The organism is Martelella sp. FLE1502, from assembly GCF_053484255.1.
The window spans coordinates 59,276-79,537 of sequence record NZ_JBAKFQ010000021.1 but is presented as its reverse complement, the minus strand read 5'-3'; the positions used below and the strand labels follow the sequence as shown (position 1 = coordinate 79,537).

Annotated in this window: 18 protein-coding genes; 7 read left to right on the top strand and 11 right to left on the bottom strand. The window is 62.8% G+C overall.

What is annotated here, in order from left to right; genetic code table 11:
• Positions 1-83: 83 nt before the first annotated feature.
• The 8 genes from phoB to V6767_RS16750 all read right to left on the bottom strand — a co-directional run bounded on the left by phoB (position 84) and on the right by V6767_RS16750 (position 9,385).
• Entirely contained in the window at positions 84-767 is a 684-nt protein-coding gene (phoB, locus tag V6767_RS16785) for a phosphate regulon transcriptional regulator PhoB (protein WP_230720124.1), read from the bottom strand.
• A gap of 22 nt (positions 768-789) precedes the next feature.
• Positions 790-1,509, bottom strand: coding sequence for a phosphate signaling complex protein PhoU (phoU, locus tag V6767_RS16780; protein WP_448430528.1), 720 nt, complete (start codon positions 1,507-1,509; stop codon positions 790-792).
• Positions 1,510-1,521: 12 nt separating this feature from the next.
• Complete coding sequence (gene pstB, locus V6767_RS16775; protein WP_448474514.1) at positions 1,522-2,325, bottom strand: phosphate ABC transporter ATP-binding protein PstB; 804 nt, start codon at positions 2,323-2,325, stop codon at positions 1,522-1,524.
• Between the two features lie 9 nt (positions 2,326-2,334).
• Complete coding sequence (pstA, locus tag V6767_RS16770) at positions 2,335-3,663, bottom strand: phosphate ABC transporter permease PstA (RefSeq protein WP_448474513.1); 1,329 nt, start codon at positions 3,661-3,663, stop codon at positions 2,335-2,337.
• Complete coding sequence (gene pstC / locus V6767_RS16765; RefSeq protein ID WP_448474512.1) at positions 3,660-5,141, bottom strand: phosphate ABC transporter permease subunit PstC; 1,482 nt, start codon at positions 5,139-5,141, stop codon at positions 3,660-3,662. The genes pstA and pstC overlap by 4 nt, the downstream gene beginning before the upstream one ends.
• Positions 5,142-5,207: 66 nt before the next feature.
• On the bottom strand, positions 5,208-6,251 hold the full coding sequence (locus tag V6767_RS16760; RefSeq protein ID WP_448474511.1) for a PstS family phosphate ABC transporter substrate-binding protein: 1,044 nt from the start codon (positions 6,249-6,251) through the stop codon (positions 5,208-5,210).
• 128 nt (positions 6,252-6,379) lie between these two features.
• Positions 6,380-7,615 (bottom strand): phosphate regulon sensor histidine kinase PhoR, encoded by a 1,236-nt coding sequence (gene phoR / locus V6767_RS16755; RefSeq protein WP_448474516.1) that lies wholly within the window; start codon positions 7,613-7,615, stop codon positions 6,380-6,382.
• 165 nt (positions 7,616-7,780) lie between these two features.
• A complete protein-coding gene (locus V6767_RS16750; protein WP_448474510.1) occupies positions 7,781-9,385 on the bottom strand; it encodes a flavin-containing monooxygenase in 1,605 nt (534 codons plus the stop codon).
• A gap of 275 nt (positions 9,386-9,660) precedes the next feature.
• On the opposite strand from V6767_RS16750, the gene V6767_RS16745 reads away from it, so the two are divergent.
• Together V6767_RS16745 and V6767_RS16740 are read left to right on the top strand one after the other, a co-directional pair.
• Positions 9,661-11,139, top strand: a complete 1,479-nt coding sequence (locus V6767_RS16745; protein WP_448474509.1) for an NAD-dependent succinate-semialdehyde dehydrogenase — start codon at positions 9,661-9,663, stop codon at positions 11,137-11,139.
• Complete coding sequence (locus tag V6767_RS16740; RefSeq protein WP_448474508.1) at positions 11,139-12,371, top strand: iron-containing alcohol dehydrogenase; 1,233 nt, start codon at positions 11,139-11,141, stop codon at positions 12,369-12,371. The genes V6767_RS16745 and V6767_RS16740 overlap by 1 nt, the downstream gene beginning before the upstream one ends.
• A gap of 129 nt (positions 12,372-12,500) precedes the next feature.
• Here V6767_RS16740 and V6767_RS16735 read toward each other — a convergent pair whose 3' ends face one another.
• Positions 12,501-13,196, bottom strand: coding sequence for a GntR family transcriptional regulator (locus V6767_RS16735; RefSeq protein ID WP_448474507.1), 696 nt, complete (start codon positions 13,194-13,196; stop codon positions 12,501-12,503).
• 383 nt (positions 13,197-13,579) lie between these two features.
• Here V6767_RS16735 and V6767_RS16730 point away from each other — a divergent pair, with 383 nt between their 5' ends.
• From V6767_RS16730 to V6767_RS16720, 3 genes are all read left to right on the top strand, one after another.
• Positions 13,580-14,497, top strand: a complete 918-nt coding sequence (locus tag V6767_RS16730) for an MBL fold metallo-hydrolase (protein ID WP_448474506.1) — start codon at positions 13,580-13,582, stop codon at positions 14,495-14,497.
• A gap of 9 nt (positions 14,498-14,506) precedes the next feature.
• Positions 14,507-15,223, top strand: a complete 717-nt coding sequence (locus V6767_RS16725; protein ID WP_448474505.1) for an SDR family NAD(P)-dependent oxidoreductase — start codon at positions 14,507-14,509, stop codon at positions 15,221-15,223.
• Between the two features lie 84 nt (positions 15,224-15,307).
• Positions 15,308-15,808: a ClbS/DfsB family four-helix bundle protein gene (locus tag V6767_RS16720; RefSeq protein ID WP_448474504.1), complete on the top strand. Its 501-nt coding sequence runs from the start codon at positions 15,308-15,310 to the stop codon at positions 15,806-15,808.
• A gap of 10 nt (positions 15,809-15,818) precedes the next feature.
• Here the strand turns inward: V6767_RS16720 and V6767_RS16715 are convergent, their stop codons facing one another.
• Positions 15,819-17,621, bottom strand: a complete 1,803-nt coding sequence (locus V6767_RS16715) for an adenine deaminase (RefSeq protein WP_448474503.1) — start codon at positions 17,619-17,621, stop codon at positions 15,819-15,821.
• Between the two features lie 76 nt (positions 17,622-17,697).
• Positions 17,698-18,309 carry a DsbA family protein gene (locus V6767_RS16710; protein ID WP_448474502.1) on the bottom strand — a complete coding sequence of 204 codons (612 nt, stop codon included), beginning with the start codon at positions 18,307-18,309 and terminating at the stop codon, positions 17,698-17,700.
• 275 nt (positions 18,310-18,584) lie between these two features.
• Here V6767_RS16710 and V6767_RS16705 point away from each other — a divergent pair, with 275 nt between their 5' ends.
• The gene (locus V6767_RS16705; RefSeq protein ID WP_448463269.1) at positions 18,585-19,061 is read left to right on the top strand and encodes a DUF3830 family protein; all 477 of its coding nucleotides are present in this window, start codon (positions 18,585-18,587) and stop codon (positions 19,059-19,061) included.
• A 30-nt stretch (positions 19,062-19,091) separates the two neighbouring features.
• On the top strand, positions 19,092-20,117 hold the full coding sequence (locus V6767_RS16700; RefSeq protein ID WP_448474501.1) for an ABC transporter substrate-binding protein: 1,026 nt from the start codon (positions 19,092-19,094) through the stop codon (positions 20,115-20,117).
• Positions 20,118-20,262: the final 145 nt, after the last annotated feature.

The following is a 20,262-nucleotide window of genomic DNA, read 5'->3' as shown; positions in this document are numbered from 1 at the left end:
CCGCTTGCCCTCATCCGGCCTTCGGCCACCTTCTCCCCAAGGGGAGAAGGGGACGGCTGAGAGGCCCGGCCATGCGGGTCCTCTCACACCTCCATCGAATAGCCCGCGCCGCGCACGGTGCGGATCACGTCGGGCATTTGCGAGAAGTTGAGCGCCTTTCTGAGGCGGCCGACATGGACGTCGACGGTGCGTTCGTCGACATAGATATCGTGGCCCCAGACGCCATCGAGAAGCTGGGAGCGGGAGAATACCCGACCGGGCGAGGTCATCAGGAATTCAAGCAGCCGGAACTCGGTCGGCCCGAGCCGGACTTCCTTGGCCTTGCGGTGGACGCGGTGGGTCTCGCGGTCAAGCTCGATATCGCCGCATTTGAGTACGCTGGAGAGCACTTCCGGCCGGGCCCGGCGCAGGATCGCCTTGACGCGGGCCATCAGCTCCGGCGTCGAGAACGGCTTGACGACATAGTCGTCGGCACCGATCGCAAGCCCACGCACCCGCTCGCTTTCCTCGCCGCGCGCCGTCAGCATGATGATCGGCAGGCGCTCGGTCTCGGGCCGCATCCTGAGCCGGCGGCAGAGCTCGATGCCGGAAACGCCGGGCAGCATCCAGTCGAGCAGCAGGAGGTCCGGCACCCGTTCCTGCAGCCTCAGTTCGGCTTCGTCGCCGCGGGCGATCGTCTCGACTTCATAGCCTTCCGATTCAAGGTTGTAGCGCAGCAGAACGCTCAGCGCTTCTTCATCTTCGACAACTGCAATCTTCGGAACCATCTCGTGCCTCTGTCAAATGGTTTCAGGACTTGCTTTCGCCGGAGCCGACCGAGGGCGACATGTCGTCCTTCGGGCGCTCTCCCTGCGGCTGCGAGCCGGTGGCGATGTAGTAGATCATTTCTGCAATATTGGTGGCGTGATCGCCGATGCGCTCGATGTTCTTGGCGCAGAACAGAAGATGCGTGCAGGTGGTGATGTTGCGCGGATCTTCCATCATGTAGGTCAAAAGCTCGCGGAACAGCGAGGTGTAGATCGCGTCGATCTCCTCGTCGCGCTCGCGGATCGAGTTAGCCTTGTCGGCCTGGCGCGAGGTGTAGGCGTCGAGCACTTCCTTGAGCTGGAGCAGCGCCAGTTCCGACAGGTGCTCGATGCCGTGGGCAAGCTTGCGCGGCACACCGGTGCCCTGCACCGAGATCACCCGCTTGGCGGTGTTCTTGGCCATGTCGCCGACGCGTTCCAGATCGGCGGCGATGCGGATCGCGCCCATGATTTCGCGCAGGTCGGCGGCCACCGGCTGGCGCCGCGCAATGGTGACGATCGCCTTTTCGCCGACCTCGCGCTCGGCATCATCCAGCGCAAGATCCTCGGCGATCACCTTTTCGGCGAGTTCGGTATCGGTGTTGACCAGCGCCACGACGGATTGCGAGACCATCTCTTCCGCCATGCCGCCCATTTCAGAGATCCGGCGCTGGAGATATTTCAGCTCCTCGTCGAAGGCCGATATGATATGCGAGTGTGCCATCTGTGCGTCTCCTTAACCGAACCGGCCCATGATGTAGTCCTGGGTGCGGCTATCTGCGGGATTGGTGAAAATCGTGTCGGTGTCGTCCTCCTCGACCATGTAGCCGAGATGGAACATCGCCGTGCGCTCGGAAACGCGCGCGGCCTGCTGCATCGAATGGGTCACCATCACGATGGTGTAGTTCTGCTTCAGCTCGCTGATCAGTTCTTCCACGCGCGCGGTGGCGATCGGGTCGAGCGCCGAGCAGGGTTCGTCCATCAGGATCACTTCGGGGCTGACGGCGATGGCGCGGGCGATGCAGAGCCGCTGCTGCTGGCCGCCGGAAAGGCTGGTGCCGGGCTCGTGCAACCGGTCCTTGACCTCGTTGAACAGGCCCGCCTTCTGCAGGCTGGTCTCCACGATCCTGTCGAAATCGGCGCGGTGGCGGGCAAGCCCGTGAATGCGCGGACCGTAGGCGACGTTCTCATAGATCGATTTCGGAAACGGGTTCGGGTTCTGGAACACCATGCCGACGCGGGCGCGCAGCTCCACCACATCGATGCCGGAGGTATAGATATCCTCGCCGTCGAGCGTGATCGTGCCGGTCACCCGGCAATTGTCGATCGTGTCGTTCATGCGGTTCAGCGTGCGCAGAAAGGTCGACTTGCCGCAGCCCGACGGGCCGATCAGGGCAGTGACGGCATTGCGGCGGATATTCAGGTTGACGTCGAACAGCGCCCGCTTCTGCCCGTAATAGACGGAAACATCCTTGCCGACCATCTTGTAGCTTTGTTCGTTCATGTTTCCGCTCATTGTTCTTTTCGCATCAAGGGTCATTGTCGTCTCCTACCAGCGCCGCTCGAAGCGGCGGCGGAGAATGACCGCGGTCAGGTTCATCAGGATCAGGAACACCAGGAGCACGATGATCGCCGCCGAGGTGCGCTCCACGAAGGCGCGCTCAGCCTCGCCCGCCCACATGTAGATCTGCACCGGAAGCGCCGTCGAGGGATCGAGCGGGCTTGAGGGATAATCCGCGACGAAGGCGACCATGCCGATCAAAAGCAGCGGCGCGGTTTCGCCAAGCGCGCGGGCAAGGCCGATGATCGTGCCGGTCAGGATGCCGGGCATGGCAAGCGGCAGCACATGGTGGAACACCGCCTGCATTTTCGACGCGCCGACGCCGAGCGCGGCCGATCGGATCGAAGGCGGCACGGCCTTCAGCGCCGCGCGAGTGGCGATGATGATCGTCGGCAGCGTCATCAGCGTCAGCACCAGCCCGCCAACGAGTGCGGCCGAGCGCGGCAGGCCGAGAAAGCCGATGAACAGCGCCACGCCCAAGAGGCCGAAGACGATCGACGGCACGGCGGCGAGGTTGTTGATATTGACCTCGATGACATCGGTGAACCGGTTCTTCGGCGCGAATTCCTCGAGATAGATCGCCGACGCCACGCCGAGCGGCAACGACAGCACAAGCACGATACCCATCATGTAGAGCGTGCCGACAAAGGCGACGCCGATGCCCGCCGATTCCGGACGCGAGGACGCGCCATGGGTGAAGAAGCCGGTGTTGAAGCTCTTGTGCAGCCGGCCCTCCGCCTTCAGCTCCGCCATCCAGGCGGCCTGTTGATCCGAGACGCGGCGACTGGTTTCGGGCAGCGAAAGGTCGATCTGGCCCTTGTTGGCGGAATCGATATCGGCGGCGGCGAGCAGTTTCACGTCAACGGTCTTTCCGATCACCGACGGGTCGTCCATCACCACGTCGCGCAGGTCGACGCGGGCCGAGCGCGAGACGAGCCGCATGGCTTCACGCATCTCGGCGGCGTTGGCCGGATCGAGACCGAGCGTTTTCGCCAGCGCGTCCTGCACCAGAGCCGGATAGTTCACCGTCAGAAGCAGGCGCGGATTTTCATCCCGCAGACCATCCGGGTCCACCACCGCTTCGGTAAACGTGATCGGCAGCGTGATCGTGGTCTGCTGGAAGGCGGAAAAGCCCTTGCCGGCGACCGAAAACAGCAGCGCCGCCAGGAAGAACAGGCCGGCGAAGATCGCGAGGAAGCCGAACACGCGGAAGCGCTTTTCCGCGCGGTGGCGGCGTTTCAGCCCCTTGCGGCGGGTCTCGGTGACCCTGCGGCGGAAATCCTCCGCCTCGTTCGGATTGGAGAAGGTCTCGCTCATGCGTACTGCTCCCGGTATTTGCGCACGACATAGAGCGCGTAGACATTGAGGCAGAGCGTGATCACGAACAGCGTCAGCCCGAGCGCGAAGGCCACCAGCGTCTGGGGCGTGTTGAATTCGAGATCGCCGGTGAGCTGGTTGACGATCTTGACCGTCACCGTCGTCATCGGCTCGAACGGGTTGATCTGCAGATTGGCGGCGACGCCGGCGGCGAGCACCACGATCATGGTCTCGCCGATCGCGCGCGAGGCGGTCAAAAGCAGCGCGCCGACTATGCCGGGCAGCGCCGCCGGCAGCACCACACGCTTGATGGTTTCCGACTGCGTCGCGCCGAGCCCGAGCGAGCCCTTGCGCAGGCTGTCGGGCACGGCGTTGATGATGTCATCGGAGAGCGACGAGACGAACGGGATCAGCATGATGCCCATCACCACGCCGGCCGTCAGCACCGACTGCGCCTCGATGAAATTGCGGTAATTGCCGGTGAAAAGTCCGTTCAGATCCACCGAGATATCGCGCAGCAGCGGGCCGACCGTGATCAGCGCGAAAAAGCCGTAGACGATGGTGGGAATGCCGGCGAGCACCTCCAGCAGCGGCTTGGCGATCGCGCGCAGCCGGCCGCTGGCATATTCCGACATGTAGATTGCGGCATAAAGCCCGATCGGCACGGCCACCGCCATCGCCACCACGGAAATATAGATCGTGCCGGCGAGCAACGGGATCAGGCCGAACTGGCCGGGCGAGGCGGTTTCGCCGGCCGCGGCAAAGCGCGGGTCCCACACCGTGCCGAAGAAGAAATCCATCGGCGAAACCTGCGCGAAGAAGCGCAGCGATTCCGACAGCATCGACAGCACGATGCCAACGGTCGTCAGGATCGCGATGGTGGAGGCGAGAAGCAGGGCCCCCAGCACCACCTGCTCGACCCGGTTGCGGGCCTGGAACTGCGGCTTGACCGCACGGAAGGAGAGCGCCAGCGAGACGAGCGCGACGGCCAGCACGGCGGCCGCCATGGCGTAGCTGCTTTTTGCCGAAAGCGCGTTCATCCGCTCCGCCGATTTGAGCACGAAGGGCTGCGGATTGGCGGCCAGCGGAATGCCGCTTTTCGCCAGCACCGCGCGAAGCTGGCTGGAATCTTCCGCGACGCGTTCGCGCGCCGTCTCGGGAAGCTGGCGCAGACCGTAGGCGACGGAGGTGACGGTGTTGAAGGTCAGGCTCTGGGCCGAGGCCGGCTGTTCCTTCACGCTTTCGGGGAAATCCTCGCGGATTTCCGCGCCGATCAGAAGCGGGCTCGCCACCATCCACACCGCCATCAGGAGCACGGCCGGAATGACGGTCGCGATCGTCACGAAGCTTGCGTGATGGCTGGGGCGGGAGTTGATTCGCCCGGCATCGGCCAGCGCATAGGCTTTCGCGCGGGCTGCGAAGAAGCCGCCTGCGCCAAACAGCACGATGAGCGCCAGTATGATCAAAAACACATGCATATTCGGACCATCCGGGGCTTGAACCCCATTGCCCCGCCACCGGCGGGCATTGAATTCACATCGGCGCTACTGCGTCTGCTGCGCCGTTACGCTCGCATCGAAAGCGGCCTTGGTTGCCGCGCGTTCGGCCTCGGAGGCCGGCACAAGGCCATATTCGGCAAGCGGGCCATAGGGCCCGGCCATGTCGTCGGAGAGGAAGAAATCGACATATTCCTTGAGGCCGGCAATCGCGCCGACATGGGCATTCTTGACGTAGAAATAGAGCGGCCGCGACACTGGGTATTCGCCTGAGCCGACGGTTTCGAGCGTCGGCGTGACGCCGTCAATCGTCGCCACATTCAGCTTGTCGGTATTGTTGTCGTAAAAGGACAGGCCGAAGACGCCGAGCGCCGAACGGTTGGCGGCAACCCGCGCCAGCGTTTCGGTGTAGTCGCCGTCGATGCCTGGGGCACGGCCGTCCTTGCGTACAGCGATGCATTTGTTCTCGCCCTGCTTCTTGCCGAATTGCTCCGTGAGAAATTCAACGGCGCCCGCTTCCTCGCAACCGACGGCCAGCACCTTTTCCTCGAAGACTTCGCGGGTGCCGTGCTTTTCGCCGGGAATATAGGCGGTGATCTCGACATCGGGCAGCGCCGGATTGACTTGCGCCCAGCGGGTATAGGGGTTTTGCACCAGCTCGCCGTCAATCACCAGTTCGGCGGCGAGCGCCTTGTAAAGATCGAGCGGCGTCAGGGCCATGGGCTCCATCGCGGCGTCGGTGGCGAACACGATGCCGTCATAGCCGAACACGATCTCGGAAATGCCGGTGACGCCGTTCTTGGCGCAGTTTTCGCGCTCGCCCTCGCGCATTGGCCGCGAGGCATTGGCGATGTCGATGGTGCGCGGGCCGACGCCCTTGCAGAATTCCTTGAGCCCCGCCGACGAGCCGCCCGATTCCACGATCGGCGTCTTGTAGTCGGGATAGATCTCGCCAAAGGTCTCCGCCACGATCTTGGCATAGGGCAGCACGGTGGAGGAGCCGGCGATCTGGATCTGGCTGCGCGCCAGCGCCGGCGCGGAAAAGGCAAGCGCGGCGGAAAGCGCGACGATCGGCAGGATGAATGGCTTCATGGCTGGGCTCGCCTCTTGCGGCTTTGCAGGACCCTCGTCGGGTTGCCCCGGTTTTATGTCATTTTTATTTCAGTTTTATGACAGTCTATGCCTATGAAAAACATAAGGGTTTCACTTTGCCGACGTCGTCAGAACCGGACGGTGAAGGTCGTGCCCTGACCGACTTCGGATTTGACCGAGAGCCGGGCGCGATGGCGGGTGAGGATATGCTTGACGATCGCGAGGCCAAGGCCGGTGCCCTTCTTCGAACGGCTGTCGGCGACCGAGACGCGATAGAAGCGTTCGGTCAGTCGCGGCACATGTTCGGAGGGTATGCCGGGGCCGTGATCGACCACGGAAACCTCGGCGCCGGAGGGAGAGAGGGGCTTGAGATAGACCTCGACCTTGCCGCCCTCGGAACCGTATTTGCAGGCGTTTTCGATCAGGTTTTCGAACACTTCCACCAACTCGTCCTTGTCGCCGTTCACCGTCACCGGCTCCTCGGGCATGAACAGGTGGATCGATACTTCCAGATCCTCGGCGAGCGGCAGCAGGCTGTCGCGGACATGGCCGAGCAGGGCGTTGAGCGTGACCGTCTGGTCCGGCGGCAGATGAGCCTTGGCCTCCAGCCGCGACAGGCTCATCAGATCGTCAACGAGGCGGCTCATCCTTGTCGCCTGATCGAGCATGATCGGCAGGAACCGTTCCTGCGCCTTGACGTCATGCTTGGCCGGGCCCTGCAGCGTTTCGATATAGCCGCGCAGCGAGGCGAGCGGGGTTCTGAGTTCGTGGCTGGCGTTTGCAACGAAATCGGAGCGCATGCGATCGATCCGGCGGGCCTCGGAGACATCGCGCAGCACCAGCATGAACACCGGCTTTTCGGCATCGGAAACCGGCGCGCTGCGCACCAGGTAGACGCGTTCGGAGGGCAGCCGTTCGGAATATTCGATCTGGTTGACCCTGCCGTTTGCCAGTGTATCGCGGATGATGTCGAGTACGCCGGGCGCGCGCATCCGCGCCGAGATGTGCGAGCCGAGCGGGAACTTTCCGAACGTGTCGCCCGCCGAGCGGTTCTGGAACAGCACCGTGCCGTCGGGCGCCATAAGATAGATGGCGAGGTCGATTTCATCGAGCAGTCCGGGAAGATCGCCGAAATCGAAGGCAAGCGCGGTCTCCAGACTGTCGGGAACGGCCTCTTCCTCAGCCGCTATCCGGGGGCGGATGCCGGCAATGGCGGCAATGCAGATGACGAGCCAGGCGGCAATGACGGCAAGCGCCGGAAGCGCGCCATAAAAAAGCGCAAGCAGCGCCACCGCCGTCGTTGCAAGCAACACGAACCGCGCCGCGGCCATGCGTGAAGCAATGCCGCTCAGAATGCCTTCCACACGGTTCACCCGATGCTCCCGAAATCTCCTGAATTGCGCCTACTATACGCATTTTGTAACAGGAATATTGATGGCGGGAAAATAATCGGTATGGCGGGTCACGGTTTCCGGAGGCTCACCGCGGCATTGTCCCGGAGGAGGAGGACAATACCGCGGCGACCGGGATCAGCGGACCTCGAAACCGCGGTAATTGTCGTCGCGGATGGCGTTCATCTCGGTCATGTAGTTGCCCATGCCACCCATGTACCACATCGAGGTTCGTGGTTTTCCGGGAATGTTGGCGCCGTTGATCCAGCTGTCTGTGACCTCGAACAGAGTGCCGGCCATGCCTTCCTGGCACACCCGCACCCAGTCGTCCTGCGCCTCTTTGGTGGTCTCGATAATGCCGTTGCCCTTCTCTGCCTGTTCGATCAGGTCGCACAGGAAATCGACCTGCCATTCATGCACCAGCGGCTGGCTGGTGAACGGGCTGAAGGGACCGAACACCATCAGAAGGTTGGGGAAATCGGCGATCGACATGCCGGCATAGGCGCGCGGACCGTTCTTCCAAACATCCTTCAGGCGCACGCCGTTGCGGCCGATCGTTTCGATCTTCAGGTAGTTGCCGGTCATGGCGTCGAAGCCGGTCGCCATGATCACCACGTCGAGTTCCAGCTCCTTGCCGCCGACGATCAGTCCGTTCTCGGTAAAGCGCTCGATCGGCTCGGCCTTGACGTCATGAAGCGTGACATTGTCGCGGTTATAGGTCTCGTAATAATTGTCGGCGGCCAGCGGACGCTTGGCGTAATAGTCGCGCGGGGTCAGCTTGCGGGCGGTCTCGGGATCCTTGACGATGGCGTCGATCTTGGACTTGATGAAGTTTGTCGCCGTCTTGTTGGCTTCGGCTGTGACCGGAATATCGGAGAAGGTTTCGAGCAGGAAGCTGAAGCCGTTGCCCTTTTTCCACGCCTTTTCATAAACGCGGCGGCGCTCCTCTTCATCCACCTCAAGCGCGGAAACGGTGCTTTCGTCGAAGCCGAAAACCGCAGCCGTGCTCAGCGCCCAGTCGCGGAAGCCGTGCGGATCGGCCTTGATCTTCTCGCGCGTCTCGGCCGGGAAGGGGCCGATGCCGAGCGGAACCACCCATTGAGCGGTGCGCTGCAACACATGCAGATGGCCGACCTTGTCCGCGAGCGCGGTGATGATCTGGATGCCGGTCGAGCCGGTTCCGACGACGCCGACGCGCTTGCCCTCCAGGTCGGGCGCGGTGTCCGGCCATTTAGAGGCGAGCAGGACCTCGCCCTTGAACTTTTCCTGATCGGGAAATTGCGGGGCATAGGAGGAGGAGAGAAGCCCCACGGCCTCAATCACATATTTCGCCTTCACCGTGTCGCCGTCCGTGGTGGTCAGCAGCCAGCGGCCCTCGTCCTCTTTCCATTCGGCGCGGGCGATGCGGGTATTGAAGTGGATCGAGCGCTTCAGGTCGTGCTTGTCGGCGACCGCGTTCAGATAGTTCAGCACTTCCGGCTGTTTGGCGTAGCGCTCCGACCATTCCCAGTTCTGGAACATGTCGAGGTCGAAGGAATAGGTGTAGACGGTCGATTCGGTATCGACCCGGCAGCCGGGATAGCGGTTCCAGTACCACGTGCCGCCAACCCCGCCGGCGTCATCGAAGGCTTCCGCCTTCATGCCGAGCACATTGCGCGTCTTGTGCAGCGCGTAGAGCCCGCCGACGCCCGCGCCGATGATGGCGACATCGAGCTCAAGCTGTTTGTGCGATACCGCGTTCATTATGAAACCTCCCATTCTCGTCAAATCTTGCGGCGGCAAGGCGCGCGCCGGTCTTTATCTTTAAGCGGGTCGCGGAGCCGGCGCTTGGTCTTGCGCCTGATTCTGCCGGCGGCAAAAAATGCGCCGCAGACCTCGCTTTCACACACTCATATGGTATTACGGTATTATCGTCAATGACGCAAAATGTCCTTGTCATGATCATATTCCTATAATACCGTAATACGAACATATTAAAAAGGCAGCCACCAGCGCCGCTTCACCAAGGATGGTATGACATGAACACGCAAAGTCCGCTCTCCACGGATCACGAGGCCCTGATGCCTGATCGCAGGCTCTATATCGGCGGCCAATGGCTGGAAGGGCCGTCAGAGTTTCAGGTGATGAACCCGGCAAACGGACGTCCGGTCGCCACTGTGTCGCATGCGACCTCGGCCGAGGCGCTTGCCGCGCTTGATGCCGCGGCCGCGGCCCAGCCCGGCTGGGCAAAGCTTGCGCCGCGCGCCCGCGCCAACCTCATGCACAAGGCCTACCGTCTGATGATGGAGCGCGAGGAAGCGTTCACGAAGATCATGACGCTCGAAAGCGGCAAGCCGCTGACGGAATCGCGGGCGGAATTCCTGCTGTCAGCCGATTTCCTGTTGTGGTTCGCAGAGCAGAGCGCCCATATCCACGGCTCCTATTGCGACAGTTCCAGCGGTGATTTCCGGGTCGTGGTCAAGCATCAGCCGATCGGACCCTGCCTGTTGATCACGCCCTGGAACTTCCCGCTGCTGATGATCGTGCGCAAGGCCGGCGCAGCCCTTGCCGCCGGCTGCACCACGATCACCAAGACCGCCCAGGAAACGCCGCTCACAGGCGCGCTGTTTGTCGAGGTGCTGCATGATTCGGGCTTCCCGGCAGGCGTCGTCAATCTGCTGCACACCACCAAGTCCTCCGCCGTCTCCGAGCCGCTTTTGAAGGATAAGCGCCTGCGCAAGGTCTCGTTTACCGGCTCCACCGGGGTCGGCGGCCTGCTGATGGAGCAGGGCGCGCGCAACATCCTCAACTGTTCGATGGAGCTTGGCGGCGACGGGCCCTTCATCGTGCTCGACGACGCTGATATCGATCTCGCCGTCGACCAGGCGATCATCTGCAAGTTCCGCAATGCCGGCCAGGCCTGCGTTGCCGCCAACCGGATCATCGTCGATGCCCGTGTGGAGGCCGAATTCACCGCGAAATTCGTGGCCAAGGTTAAGGCGCTGAAGGTTGGTGATGGCATGGGCGCGGTTGATGTCGGGCCGATGATTTCGGCCAAGCAGCGCGACCGGCTGGGCGAGACCCTGAAGCAGCTTACCGATGCCGGCGGCCAGTTGCTTGCCGGCGGCAAGCCGGTGGCGGGCGAGGGCTATTTCTTCGAGCCGACGGTGGTGCGGTTTGAGGGCCGCAACGAAGTGATGTGTTCGAACGAGTTGTTCGCGCCGATCGCCGCGATCTTTTCGGTCGATGGTCCCGAAGCCGCGCTCGCCTTTGCCAATGAAAGCGATTTCGGCCTGGCCTCGTATGTGTTTACAAGGGATCTGTCGCGGGCGCTGACCTTCGGCGAGCGGCTGGAATTCGGCATGGTCGGCATCAATCGCGGCATCATGGCCGATCCCAAGGCGCCGTTCGGCGGCACCAAGGCCTCGGGCATCGGACGCGAGGCCGGGCAGGAGGGGATCTATGAATTCATGGAGCAGAAATACATGGCGGTCACTGTCAACGAGGCGCTGAGCTGATGGCGATGGAGAATGTTCTGGGGCTCGGCCTCGTGCGCCAGCCGAAAACGGTGCTGTTCGGACCCGGCCAGCGTCGGCAGCTCGGCCGCTATGCACGCGGCTTCGGGACCCGCGCGCTGGTGGTGACAGACGCACGCATGGCGACGACACCGGAATTCGCAGCGCTTGCGAGCGATCTGCGCGAACGCGGCCTCGCGGTCACGGTCTACGATCAGGCCGAGCCGGACCTGCCGCGCGGCAACGTCATGGAAGTCGCGGAGATGGCGGGCGCTGTCGATGTCATCATCGGCGTCGGCGGCGGGTCCTGCATGGATCTCGCCAAGGCCTCATCGGCCGTGCTCGCCCATGGCGGCGACGTGCGCGATTATTTCGGCGAATTTGCGGTGCCGGGCCCCTGCATTCCGGTGATCACCATGCCGACCACCGGCGGAACCGGGGCGGAGGTCACCAGCCTCGCGATCGTCTTCGACGAGGAGACAGGCATGAAGATGGCGGTCGCCGATGCCCATATCGAGCCGGAGATTGCGATCATCGATCCCGAACTGACGCTCACCTGCCCGCCCGGCCTGACGGCGGCGACCGCCGCCGACGCGCTGTCGCACCTGGTCGAGGCCTTTACCGCAAAGCCGAAGAACCCGACGCCGGAGCAGATCGAGACCCAGATCTATGTCGGCAAGAACCGCATCACCGACATGTTCTGCGAAAAGGGCCTGCGGCTGATGAACCGCTCGCTTGGACGCGTGGTCGAAAACCCCGCCGATCTCGCCGCGCGTTCGGATGTGATGTTCGCCGCCTACTGCGCCGGCATGGCGATCAACACGACCGGCACGGCGGCCGCCCATGCGATCCAGAGCCCGATGGCGGCGATCGGCCACACCCCGCACGGTTTCGGCGTCGGCGCGCTGCTGCCCTATGTCATGCGGCTGAACCTGCCTTATGCGACTGCTGAGTTCGCGGAGATCGCACATTGCCTCGATGTCGCCGACAGTGCCGCCTCGCCGGAGGAAAACGGCCGGGCCGCGATCGAGAGGATCGAGGCGATGCTGGAGACGACCGGCACGCCGCTGGAACTCAAATCGCTCGGGATTGAGGAGCGCCATTTCGACCAGATCGCCCGCTCGGCGGTGAAGGCCACCCGGCTGGTACTCAACAATCCCGCCCCGCTCACCGAGGACGCGGTCCGCAAGGTGCTGGCCCACGGCGTTGCCGGCGATCGGAGCTGGTGGACGTAGGCGGGCGGGGGAGGTTGCTCGCGTGACAAAGAGATGAATGCCGCAACGGTATCGCCCTGCGGTCCTGGATGCCGGCTCAAGGCCGGCATGACGGAAGTCGAGGGGGTAGGGCAATCTGCCCCGTCCCGTCTATTCTTCCGAAAGGATCGCCTTGTTGCGCTTCATGTATTCGGCGATCGCCAGTTCGCCGGCGAGCTGGATGTGGTGTTCGCAGGCCGCCGCCGCGGCATCGCCGTCGCGGGTGATGGCGGCGGCCTTGATGATGGTTTCGAGTTCGGCGATCGAGGGTTCGATCCGGCTTTCATCGACGAAGGCGAAGCGGCGAAACATCGCGATGCGGGCGTGCATGCTGCTGAGGCTTTCGGTCAGCACGGCATTGTCGCTGCCCTCGGTGAGCAGGGTGTAGAACTCGGCCTTGATATGCTCGCGGCTTTCGATATTGCCCTTGCGGTATTCCTTGTCGAGCCGGTCGCCGAGCTTCTTCAGCCTGGCGCATTGGCTGTCGGTGGCGTTTTCGGCGAAAAGCCGGCCGGCAAGACCTTCAAGGGCGGCGCGCACGACATAGATCGAGCGGATTTCCTTTTCGGTGAGCACGGTCACGATCGGACCGAGATTGGGCACGACGCTGATCAGATGTTCCGATTCGAGCTGGCGCAGCGCCTCGCGGATCACGGTGCGCGAGACGCCATAGGTCTCGCAAAGCGCGCTCTCGATCAGGCGCTGGCCGGGCACCAGCTTTCCTTCGAGAATATCCTCGCGAACCAGACGCACCACCTGCTGGCGAAGCGGGGCCGCCGTGCGGGCGATGACTGTCGAACCTGCCATGCTACTCTCCGATATTCGTTCCGGTATCTTCTGGGAGGGAGGTCCCTCGCCGGACCGCCTGGGGCGTTCGGTCCGGTTTACCAAGATTTGCCGGACGACGCGAGCCGTGCATTCCGGCTTTCGTCGTTATTCACTGATATGATATGACAGTAATACCATCTATCTTGCTGCCGCGCCATCCGCGATTGCCGCACATTCGGTTAATGGAAACTGCAACTTTAGCATTCATCGCGCGAACCAATCGCAGCCCCCTGACCAACGCCATATCCTCCCAAAGCCCCTGTACATTATTACCGTAATACGGTACGACAGAAAAATTGCTCTTCTCCGTTAGCGGTATCAACTGCCGGAAAGGGGGCGCCATAATTACGGGAGGAAAAAGAATGGTCGCCAAGCGTCTCAAGTCGCAGAATGCCGGATGGCACAGGTTCAACGTAGGCGCGCTCGAATGCACCGCCATATGGGACGGCTATATCCATCATGGCTATGAGGGCATTTTCCCCAATGCCGATCCGGCGGAAATGGCGCGGCTGCAACGCGAATATCTGCTGCCGGCCGATCATATCCCGATGGACCTGAACCCTGTCGTGGTCAACACCGGCGACCACCTGATCCTGATCGACGCCGGCATGGGGCAGACCTCGACGATGTTCGGCGACCAGATGGGCCGTCTCATGGAAAACATGAAGGCCGCCGGCATCGATGCTGCCGATATCGATGTTGTGCTGCTGACCCATCTCCACCCCGACCACTCCTTCGGCCTGATCCTGCCCGATGGAGCGCCAGCCTTTCCCAATGCCATGCTTTACGCGCCCAGAACCGACTGGAAAGAGTGGACCGACGAAGCCAACCTTCAACGCAACGATTTCCGCAACGCCTGGACCGCCGGCACGCTCGAAGCGGTCGCGCCCTATCGCGACCGGCTCCAGCTCTTCGACATCGGCGACGCCATCCTGCCCGGCGTGACGACGCTTTCGGCCGCCGGCCACAGTTCCGGCCAGTGCGCCTATCTGTTCGAAAGCGAGGGCGAGAAGGTGATCTTCACCGGCGATCTCGCCCACCATCAGGTCTATGATCCCTACCATCCCGAATGGTTCTTCCACATGGACTTCGACAGCGATCCGCAGATGGGGGCGGACGCCAAGGCGGAAATCTTCAAAAAGGTCGTGGACGAGAATATCCGCTACCACGGCTATCATTTTCCCTATCCGGGTCTGGGGCGGATGGTGCGGGCGGACGACGGCACCTACCGGTTCCATGCCGAGCCGGTCAATCCGCGCCTCCTGCCTGCGCTGAAGTGAGGCGGCACCATGAACAATGAAATGTGCGCGATCGTCACCGGCGGCGGTCGCAATATCGGTCAGGCGATTTCGCTCAGGCTGCAACAGGACGGTTTTCGCGTTTTTGTACTCGATGTCGTCGAGCCCGAGGTCGAATCGCTGCGCGCCGATGCGGTGCTGGTGGACCTTCTGGATGTCGAGGCCGCCAAGGCGTCGGTTGGCGCGATTGTCGCGCGGCACAAGGTCGCCTGTCTCGTCAACAATGTCGGGCTGGTGGCGCCCGCGCCGCTGGAAGAGGTGAAGCTCGAGGATTTCGAGCGGCTGATGAACCTCAATCTTCGCACCGCCATCATCTGCGCCCAGATCGTGGTGCCGGAGATGAAGCGCCATGGCGGCGGTCGGATCGTGTTCAACACCAGCCGCGTCACCAAGGGCAAACTCGACCGCACGCTCTACAGCGCCACCAAGGGCGCGGCGCAATCGATGGCGCGCACCTGGGCGCTGGAGCTCGGCAGCGCCGGCATCACCGTCAACTGCGTCGCCCCCGGCCCGATCGCGACCACCGCCTTCTGGCAGAACAACCCGCCGGATGCGCCGAAGACCAAGGCGATCACCGATGCCATTCCGGTCGGCCGCATGGGCACGCCGGAAGACGTCGCCAACGCCGTCAGCTTCTTCTGCGATGAGCGTGCGGGTTTCGTCACCGGCCAGACCCTGTTCGTCTGCGGCGGCGTTACGGTCGGATAAGTGCTTCCAGCGCGGCGTTTCGCCAGAGTTCTCTGTTTGACCGGAATCAAGGCATGGTCCATCTCTGGTCGATAGAGATGAACCATGCCGGCAGCCACGAACAAATCCGAATTGCTTGATGCCTTCGACAGGGAACGGGCGAAACTGAGAAAGACGCTCGACGCGGTCGACGAGGAGACGTCGACCTTGTCCGCGCCTGATGATGCCGTCACGATCAGGGGCATCATCGCGCACCGGACCCACTGGATGGGCATGTTCCACCACTGGTATGAAGACGGCGTTGCCGGCCGGGAGGTGTTCGTGCCGGCCAAAGGCTACAAATGGAACCAGCTCAAGGCCTATAACGCCCCGCTTTATGCCAAGGGCGATGCCACGCCCTGGGCCGAGCTCATCAGGCAGTTCGATGCCGCCTGCGACAGGATGCGGTCGTTTATCGCCGCCCGGGACGATCACGAACTCTATACCGATGGCGTCTATGCCTGGACCGGAAAGTGGACGCTTGGCCGCTATGCCGAAGCCTCCGGGCCGTCTCATTTCCGTTCGGCAAACGCCTATATCCGCAAGATCTTGAAAGCCGCCCGATAGGCTTGGCCTGCTAAGCCGGCTCGAAAAGCTCTGCGATCTCCATCTCCGGCACCAGAACCAGTCCCTTGTCGGTGATCCGGATTTCGGGGATCACGGAAAGCGGGATCAGGTTGAAGCCCATATAGGGGATCGCGCAGCCGGCCTCTTCCCAGGCAAGTTTGAGAACCCGAACCGCGTCGGCCACATCGTGAACGCGCTTGTCGGAGAGAAGCCCCGCGATCGGCAGTTCCACCATGGCGCGGACCTTGCCGTCTGCGACCACGCAAACGCCGCCCTGCTTTTCCTCGATCGCCCTGAGTGCCGCCTGCATGTCGCCCTCATTGGTGCCGGCGACGATGATGTTGTGGCTGTCATGGCCGACAGAGGAGGCGACCGCGCCGCGCTTCAGCGAGAAATTCGACAACAGGCCATGGGCGACATTGCCGTCGGACTTGCCGTGGCGCTCGACCACGGAAACGAAGCAGAGATCGTGGCGGTCGAAATGGCTCTGCCAGTCATTGGCCGGCTCCAGCTCGATCACCTCGTGCACCGCGGTGATCCCCGGCAGTTCGGTGCGGATGCAGTGGGCCTTGACGCGCTCGACCGGCAGGTCCGGAACGAGCTTTACTTCCTTGGGCAGCTTGACGGTGTGATAGGCGGCATCGGGATAGCGCCAGCGCTCCGAAAGCGCCTCGTCGAGTGCGGCGGTCACCTTGCGGTCCTCGACCATCAGTTCGCCGCCATACCAGGTGTTGATCGGCTGCAACGTATCGTCGAGCAGCACCAGATCGGCGCGCCTGCCGCCGCCGAGCCCGCCAATCTCGTCGCCGAGGCCGAAGCGGGTTGCGCCGTGGAGCGAGCCCATGGCCCAGGCCTGTTCCGGCTTCATGCCGGCCTTGACCGCCTGGCGCGTCACCCAGTCCTGGCCGAACATCAAAAGATCGTCGGCATCGCGGTCGTCGGTGCAGACAGCCACGCGCTTGTGAGAGGCGCCGAGCTCGGTGATCGCCTTGATCGCTTCCGGCAGAGAATGCCACGGGGTGGTCGGCGGGCCGCCGCGCAGGAAGATCCACACGCCCGCCTCCAGAAGGTCGTTGGCGATATCGCGGTCGATCGCCTCATGGGTGTCGGTCACGCCGGCAGCGGCATAGGCGGCCACGAAATCGCGGCCATAGACATGGCCGGAAACCGGACGGCCGCGTTTCAGCGCCTCGGCGATGATCGCATGCGAGCGCTCGTCGCTCATGGCAACGGGCACGAAATCCATTTTCTCACCCAGCGCCAGCGCCTCCGGCCACTTGTCGAAGATCTGGGCGATCTTCTCCGGCGTCAGGTCGCCGCCAGCGGTTTCCATTTCGGCCGACGTCGCCGGCACGGTGGAGGGCACGGTGAGGTAGATCGAAAGCGGGGCCTGGCGGGCGTCCTCCAGCATCGCCTCCACGCCGGCGACATCCATGACATTGCCGATCTCGTGGCTGTCGCAGAAGATCGTGGTGGTGCCGTTCAAGAGCGCCGCCTCGGCATAGGCGCAGGCCGTCACCATGCTGCTCTCGATATGCAGGTGCGGGTCGACAAGACCGGGGGCGATAATGCCGCCATTGACGTCATAGCTCGCGGCGAGACGGCCCTGATAGCTGCCTGCGGGCTTCACGGCGGCGATCCGGCCGCCGGAAAGCCAGATTTCGCGATCGTCGAGAATCCGCTCGCTGTAGGTCGACAGCACCCGCGCGCCGGCAATCACCAGATCGGGATCGGCGCGGCCGGACGCCACATCGGCGAGCTTTCGGGTCATGTCTGAAAGGGGGGCGACGGAAAAGCGGGTCAGTGTGCTCATGCTCGGCTCTCGTGCTGTTGGAACCCGAGAGGCTATAGGCCCGTGGGCTGACGGTCCAGCCCCTTATCGCGCCGGTTTACGCGGCGCGGGCCTTGGCGATGGCTTCTTCGAGAAGCGCGCGGTCGAGAACGCCCGGATAGATTGTCCGCCCGATCACGAAGGACGGCGTGCCGTTGAACTGGAAGGCTTCGGCCTGATGGTAATTGCGGTCGAGAAGGGCCCCGATCGCATCCTGGTTTTTGGTCACACTTGCGGCGATCGCATCGAAATCGAGCCCCGCACCGGTAAGGATTTCCTCGACCTTTTCGTGGCTCAGCCTAGTATTGGCCCGCATCAGCGCGTCGAGCGCCGTCTCGTAGTCGCCAAGCGCCGCCGCGCCCTGCACCGCCTGGGCGGCGTAGACCGAGACCGGCCCGAAGATCGGCCAATCCTTCATCACCAGCTTGACATTGCCGTCTTTCGCAACGACGTCGCGGATCATCGGATAGTCGCGCTTGCAATAGGTGCACTGGAAGTCGAAAAATTCGACCACCGTCACATCGCCCTCGGGATTGCCGAGCACGGGGGCGGCCGGATCGGCGAAGACGTCTTCCGGGGATGGCTCATGGGCAAGGGCAGCCCGCGCAGGCAAAATCGAAAGTCCGCCGGCAGCCAGCATTCCCGTCAAAACCGTGCGTCTGTCGATCATGTTCGTCTCCGCGTTATCGTCCGGCAGTAGACCGCCCGAAATAGGCCAAGGCAAGCGGCGATGCCAAAAATCGGCAAGCTGTCCGCTCACATTCGCGCGAGCGCGCGAGCGATGCGAACAGGGGACGAGGCTTTGCGGCATTTGGATCGTTCCCTAAAAACATGGTGATGCTCAGGGCGTGATAAAAATATCTGATCGGCGCATGCGAAATTGAAATTGGACAGGGCTTGCGAATTTCCGGTTTCCTGCTTGACGAAATGATTGGGAGCCCTTCTGTGAGCGATAAAAAACTTTATCTCAAATTCGTGGATGCTAATGTTCAGGGCATAATTTCCCTTTATTGGGAAAACGCCCCCGAGACCTGCGCTGCCCTGTGGGGCGCGCTCGAAAAGCCGATCCAGTGGCCGGCGACCCACGCGATCTTCTCCGGACCCGAAATCATGATGGGCCTGCCGGAGGAAGCGCGCAATTTCGACCCGACCAAATTGCCGCCGGAAAACCAGACCATCCTGCCCGAGCCGGGCGAACTGCTGTGGTTCTATCAGCCGAAGAACTTCTTCAAGATCGATCCGGACGAGTTCTGGGAGATCGGCATGTTCTACGGCGTCGGCGGACGCACTTTTGGCCCGACCGGGTGGATACCCTGCACCTATTTCGGCAAGATGACGGAAAATCTCGAGGCGGTCGCGGCCCAGTGCCGGCTGATCCGCACCGAGGGCGCAAAGAAAGTGGAGATCGGCCGTCTGGCCTGATCATCCGATAACCAAGAGGAAGGGAATAGCATGAAACTTGTTACAGCAATGCTGGCCGGTGCTTCGGTCCTCACCGCCGTACCTGCCCTGGCCGCGGAAATCACCATCAATTCCTTCGGCGGCGCCTATGAAGAGGCGCACCGCAAATGCGTCATCGAGCCGTTTACGGCCGAGACCGGCGCCGACGTCAAGATCGTCACCGCCTATTCCGCCGATGCCTTCGCCCAGCTCCGCGCCCAGAAGGACGCGCCGCAATATGACGTGATCCACTTCTCCGGCGGCCAGGAAATCGTCGGCGCCAAGGAAGGCCTGCTCGCGCCGATCGATGCGGCGAAGCTTTCCAATGCCGCAGACCTCTATCCCTTCGCCGGCGCCAAGATGGCGGAAGGCGAGGGTCCGGCCTACCAGATTGCCGCCATCGGCCTGCTCTATAACAGCGACGAGCTCTCTGAAGCGCCGTCCAATTGGGCGGACCTGATGGAGCCCGAGCTTGCCGAAGGCCTGGTGCTCACCGATATCTCCAATACCTACGGCCTGTTCGGCTTCCTGATGCTGAACCAGGTTGCCGGCGGCGATCTCGACAATATCCAGCCGGGCCTCGACGCCGTGAAGGCCATGCTTGAAAACGGCGCCTTCGTGGTTTCGAAATCGCCGGAAATCCAGCAGGCCTTCGCCCAGGGCGGCACTTTCGTGGCGCCCTATGCCTCCGACTACGCCTATACGCTGCGCAAGGCCGGCCTTCCGATCAAGTTTCAGCAGGGCGCCGAAGGCACGCCGGCAAGCTACATCACCGCCAATCTGGTGGCCGGCCGCGACAATCAGGATCTGGCGCTGAAGTTCATCGATACCGAGCTTTCGCCGGAGGCCCAGGCCTGCTTCGCCGAAGCTCTGCGCTACACGCCGACCAATTCCAGGACCGAATTGCCGGACGAAGTGGCCGCCGACGTCGCCTATGGCGAGGAAGGCGTGGCAAGCCTTCTGCGTTTCGACCCGGAAACGATCGAGGCCAACCGCGCCGACTGGGTGGTTGAGTGGAACAAGGCAATCGCACAATAAGGCGGTGCGCCGGCCCCGCATCCCGGCTTGGCCGGGGTGCGGGGTGAATCATTGAAGTCGGAGCCGCATCGACCCTGCGGATCGTTCCCAATGCTCTCTCCCGCTTACGGGAGAGATGCCCCTAAGGGGGCAGTGAAGGTGGCGC